Annotated in this window: 1 protein-coding gene; it reads left to right on the top strand. The window is 69.2% G+C overall.

Annotation, left to right across the window (positions count from 1 at the left end; all coding sequences use genetic code 11):
* Positions 1–1707: catalase/peroxidase HPI (katG, locus tag AB0I18_RS51995; RefSeq protein WP_363112885.1), on the top strand; the 1707-nt coding region annotated here is incomplete at its 5' end.
* Positions 1708–1754: the final 47 nt, after the last annotated feature.

The following is a 1754-nucleotide window of genomic DNA, read 5'->3' as shown; positions in this document are numbered from 1 at the left end:
GCTCGGACACCCCCGAGGCGACGGCGCAGCCCAAGTCCGCCCGGCTGTCCGATGAGTTGCTGGAACAACTCCGACGAGGACGTCTACTGGGGTCCCGAGACCACCTGGCTCGACGACCAGCGCTACACCGGCGACCGCGAGCTGGAGAACCCGCTCGGCGCCGTCCAGATGGGCCTGATCTACTTCAAACCGGAGGGCCCGAACGGCAACCCGGACCCGCTGGCCGCGGCCCGCGACATCCGTGAGACGTTCCGCCGGATGGCGATGAACGACGAGGAGACCGTCGCCCTCATCGCCGGTGGCCACACCTTCGGCAAGACCCACGGCGCCGGCCCGGCCGACGCGGTGGGCAACGACCCCGAGGCCGCCTCCATGGAGGAGCAGGGCCTGGGCTGGAAGTCCACCCACGGCACCGGCAAGGGCGGCGACGCCATCACCTCCGGTCTGGAGGTGACGTGGACGGAGACGCCCACGCAGTGGAGCAACAACTTCTTCAAGAACCTCTTCGAGTACGAGTACGAGCTCACCCAGAGCCCGGCCGGCGCGAACCAGTGGGTGGCGAAGAACGCCGAGGCGATCATCCCCGACGCGCACGACGCGTCGAAGACGAAGCTCCCGACGATGCTCACCACCGACCTGTCGCTTCGCTTCGACCCGATCTACGAGCCGATCTCGCGCCGCTTCTACGAGAACCCCGACCAGTTCGCGGACGCCTTCGCCCGTGCCTGGTTCAAGCTGACCCACCGCGACATGGGTCCGAAGTCGCTGTACCTCGGCCCTGAGGTCCCGGACGAGACCCTGGTGTGGCAGGACCCGCTGCCGCAGGCCGAGGGCGAGGCCATCGGCGCCGCGGACATCGCGGCCCTCAAGGCCAAGCTCCTCGACTCGGGCCTGACCGTCTCGCAGCTGGTCAGCACCGCGTGGGCGTCGGCCTCGACGTTCCGCGGCAGCGACAAGCGCGGCGGCGCCAACGGCGCGCGCATCCGCCTGGAGCCGCAGCGCGGCTGGGAGGTCAACGAGCCCGACCAGCTCGCGTCGGTGCTGCGCACGCTCGAAGGCGTCCAGCGGGAGTTCAACTCCGGCGCCACGAAGGTCTCCCTGGCCGACCTGATCGTGCTCGGCGGCTGCGCGGGCGTGGAGAAGGCCGCCAAGGACGCCGGCTTCGACATCGAGGTGCCCTTCACCGCGGGTCGCGTCGACGCGACCGAGGAGCAGACCGACGCGGAGTCCTTCGCCGCGCTCGAGCCGACCGCCGACGGTTTCCGCAACTACCTCGGCAAGGGCAACCGTCTGCCGGCCGAGTACCTGCTGCTCGACAAGGCGAACCTGCTGACCCTGAGCGCCCCCGAGATGACGGTCCTCGTCGGCGGCCTGCGCGTGCTGGGCACGAACTACCAGCAGTCGCAGCTCGGCGCGTTCACCGCGACCCCCGAGGCGCTGACCAACGACTTCTTCGTCAACCTGCTCGACCTGGGTACGACGTGGAAGTCGACGTCCGCGGACCAGAACACGTTCGAGGGGCGCGACGCCGCCACGGGCGAGCTGAAGTGGGCCGGCAGCCGTGCCGACCTCGTCTTCGGATCGAACTCCGAGCTGCGTGCGCTCGCGGAGGTCTACGCGAGCGATGACGCGAAGGAGAAGTTCGTGAAGGACTTCGTCGCGGCGTGGGACAAGGTCATGAACCTCGACCGGTTCGACCTCGTCTGATCGCTGAAGCAAGCCGCGCGGCGAGGAACCTGCTTGACGCAGGTTTA

The organism is Streptomyces sp. NPDC050704, assembly GCF_040654355.1.
Taxonomy (GTDB): Bacteria; Actinomycetota; Actinomycetes; order Streptomycetales; family Streptomycetaceae; genus Streptomyces.
Note: the sequence above shows the minus strand (reverse complement) of the source record. Positions and strands in the feature narration are given on the sequence as shown.